The organism is Streptomyces sp. CO7 (genome assembly GCF_053474865.1).
Genome location: NZ_JBRIOU010000002.1, coordinates 519,838 through 523,387, shown reverse-complemented (window position 1 = coordinate 523,387; position 3,550 = coordinate 519,838). Strand labels below are relative to the sequence as shown.

Genomic DNA, 3,550 nt, shown 5'->3' with positions numbered 1-3,550 from the left:
GCCCGCCGCGCTGTCACTGCTGCTGCTTCCACTCCGCCTGGGCGTCGTTGAGCAGTCCGGCGAGCTTGTCGGTGAACTCCTTCGCGCTGATCTCGCCGAGCAGCAGCTTCTGGAAGTCCGGCTCCGTGTCGGCCTTGCTGATGTTGTTCCAGTCGGGCAGGTAGTACGGCAGCTGGACGACCTTGGTGCCGGGGTCGTTGAGGGACTCCATGGCCGCCTTGACCGGCTTCACCTCGCTGATCCAGGTGTCGCCGGACGCCTCGGTGTTGGCGGGGATGGAGCCGGCCTCCTGGTTCCAGAGGCTGTTCATCTCGTGGGAAGCGGCGAACTCGATGAACTTCCAGGCGGCCGTCTTGTTCTTGCTGCTCTTGAACAGGCCGAGCCCGTCGACCGGGTTGGAGACGATGGTGCGCGGGCTGCCCTCGGCGGACGGGGGCAGCGGAATGCCCTCGACCTTGTCCTTGCCGAACGCCTTCACGTGGTCGCCGTAGGAGCCCAGGTTGTGCTGCAGCATGCCGATGTCGCCCTGGCCGAACTGGGCGACCATCTTGGCGAAGTCGTTGTTGAGGTCGGCCTCGGGCGTCGCCTTCTTGTAGAGGCCGATGTACCTCTCGAGCGCCTCGACGTTCTTCGGGTCGTTGACGGTGGTCCTGTCGCCGTTCCAGAAGGTGTCGATGCCGGACTGGGCGTACATCATGTCGAGCGCCTGGGCGACCGAGCCGGCGCCGCCGCGGATGGTGAAGCCGAACTTGTTCTTCTTCGCGTCGGTGAGCTTCTCGGCGGCCTCGTAGAACCGGTCCCAGCTGGTGGGCGGTTCGGCGCCGGCCGCCTCGAACAGGTCGGTGCGGTACCAGAGGGTGCCCTGGTTGGCGCTGGTCGGCACGGAGTACATCTCGTCGCCGCGTCCGCCGGCCGACCTGACGCTCTCGGCCATCTGCTCGGAGAGCTTGCCCTTCAGCGCGCTCCCCTCGAGCCGGTCGCCGACCGGCTCCAGGGCGTCCTGGGCGACCATGTTGGCCAAGTAGGCGGTGCCGACGCCGCCGACATCGGGCAGGCCGCCGCCGGCGATGGCCGTGTCGTACTTCGACTGCACGTCGGTGATCGGTATCGGCACGTAGTTGACGTCGATGTCCGGGTTCTTCTTCTCGAACTCGGCGATGATCTTCTCCCAGACCGGGGTGCGGACACCGCCGTTGTTGTCCCAGAAGGTGATCGTGCCCTTGCCGGAGCCCTCGTCGCCGCCGCCCGCGCTGCCGTCGTCGCCGCAGGCGGTGGCGGTCAGGGCGAACACGGCGGCCAGCGCCACGGCCGCGGTCGTTCTCCGGTTCCGGTGGTTCGTCGCTCTCATGCTCGGCTCTTCTCTCGTGGGAGGGGTTGCTTGGTGGTGCGGTGTTGTGGTGCTGCGGTGCGGTGGTGCTCGGGTCCGCCGGTCGGTACGGATTCGTGCGGCCGGTGCGAGGCCGTCGCGCAGGTGCCGGACCGGCCGGTCGGTGCCGGGTCGCGCCGTGGGTTGGGCGGTCATGCCGTTGGTGCGGGGGCGTGCCCTTGGTGCCGGGCTGTGCGGCCGGTGCAAGGTCCTGAGGTAGGTGCCGGGGTGTGTCGGGGGTGGGGTCAGGCGGTGGCGCGGTAGCGGGTGAAGGTGCCGGTCCCCGCCGCGTCGGTCCTCGCGGGGTCGATCCCCGCCGCGTCGGTCCTCGCAGGGTCGGTCCCCGGTGGGGCTGCGGCGAAGAGGGCGAGCAGGGCCCCGGTCCAGCCCCAGGGCGCGGCGGTGAACACCTGGCCGGAACACCGGAGTCCGGTGCCGTCGCCGGTGTCCGCGAGGAAGCGGCACCGGGCGCCCGGGGACACCTCGACGCGCAGCCGGGCCCGTCCACCGGGCGCGTCGCGGGCATGCGCGGCGTCCCTCTCCCGGCTCGCGGTGTCCTCGGCGAACCGATGGACGAGGCGGACCGTGCCGTCGGCGGCACGCTCCAGCCCGATCCAGGCGTAGGCGTTCCCGACCACCGCGAGGCCGGCCCGGGCACCGGCCCCGGCCGCGTCGAGGCGGAGGTCCACCTCGGCGGTGAAGGTCTCGGCGGGCAGCCGCTGGGTCAGCAGGTGGCCCAGCGAACGCAGGTCGTCGACCCGGTCGGTGCGGACGCAGGTCAGCCGCAGCCCGTCGCCGTCGTGCGGGGTCGTCCACCCCTCCCCCGGGTCGGCCGCCCACTGCCACTGGAGAGCGAACCGGCCGCCCGCGAAGTCGTCGTCGGTGGCGGGAGCGGTCACCGGCTGCGGCGGCGCCTGCGGCTTGCGGTGGACGGCGACGGGCGTGCCGTCGTCGCCCAGCACCGGCCAGGGCAGCCCCTGCTCGTCGGTGGTCCAGCGCATCGGCTGGAGGTGGACGACCCTGCCGTGCGCGCCGCGGGACTGGAAGTGCAGGAACCAGTCCTCCCCCTGCGGGGTGCGCACCCAGCCGCCCTGGTGGGGGCCGTTGACGTCGGTGCCGCCCTGCTCCAGGACCACCTTCTCCTCGTACGGGCCGAGGAAGGACCGCGCGCGGAAGGCGCCCTGCCAGCCGGTCTCCACCGACCCGGCGGGGGCGAGGATCCAGAACCAGCCGTCGTGGCGGTAGAGCTTGGGGCCTTCCAGGGTGAACCAGCCGGGCAGCAGGTCGCCGTCGACGAGGAGCGCGCCCTCGTCGAGGAGGGTGAGTGCGTCGGCGCTCATCCGGTGGCCGGTGAGACGGTTCTTCACCCCGGCTCGGGACCTGGCCCAGCCGTGCACCAGGTAGGCCTCGCCGGTCTCCTCGTCCCACAGCGGGCAGGCGTCGATCAGCCCCTTGCCCGGCTTCAGCAGGTGCGGGGCGGTCCAAGGGCCGTCGATAGCCTGCGCGTTCACCTGGAAGACGCCCTGGTCGGGGTCGCCCCAGAAGATCCAGAAGCGGCCCGCGTGGTGCCGCAGCGCCGGGGCCCACACGCCGCGGTCCGGCCGGGGCACGGCGAAGTCCTCGTGCGGCGTGAGTCTGTCGAGGGCGTGCCCGACGAGGGTCCAGTTGACCAGGTCGCGGGAGTGCAGCAGGGGCAGGCCAGGCACACGGCCGAAGCTGGAGGCGGTGAGGTAGTAGTCGTCGCCGACGCGGATCACGTCGGGGTCGGACCAGTCGGCGTTCAGGACCGGGTTGCGGTAGGTGCCGTCGCCGAGGTCGGTGGTCCAGGGCCGGGTACGGGAAGGGGTGTTCACGGCGTGACCGCCTCCTTCGCGAGCTTCGCGAGGTCGCCGGCCGCGCCCCGGTCGAGGCGGCCGTCGGCGACGACGGCGGCCACCCGGCGTACGAGGGTCTGCCCGGCCCCGAGGGTGACCGGGTGCGACCAGGCGAGGGAGGAGCCGACGCCCGGGTACTCGGCGGTCCGCACGAACCAGGGGTCGCGGCGGGTGGCCTCGTCCGCGCCGGCGAGGACCAGGGTCCAGCCGTCTCCGGCGAGGGCGAGCCAGTCGGCGCTCCGGCCGTGGACGGCCTCCTCGCCGTCGGCGTCCGGGGTGAGGACGGCGGGGGCGCCGGCCTCCTTGGGGG

The 3,550-nt window shown here is 72.5% G+C and carries 3 protein-coding genes; all 3 read right to left on the bottom strand.

All coding sequences use genetic code 11. The features are described from left to right. Positions 1-13: 13 nt before the first annotated feature. Positions 14-1,348, bottom strand: coding sequence for an ABC transporter substrate-binding protein (locus ACOV8S_RS04305; RefSeq protein WP_448316184.1), 1,335 nt, complete (start codon positions 1,346-1,348; stop codon positions 14-16). A gap of 263 nt (positions 1,349-1,611) precedes the next feature. Next, positions 1,612-3,219 (bottom strand): family 43 glycosylhydrolase, encoded by a 1,608-nt coding sequence (locus ACOV8S_RS04300; RefSeq protein ID WP_448316183.1) that lies wholly within the window; start codon positions 3,217-3,219, stop codon positions 1,612-1,614. Further along, positions 3,216-3,550: DUF6807 family protein (locus tag ACOV8S_RS04295; protein WP_448316182.1), on the bottom strand; the 335-nt coding region annotated here is incomplete at its 5' end. The genes ACOV8S_RS04300 and ACOV8S_RS04295, both read right to left, overlap by 4 nt.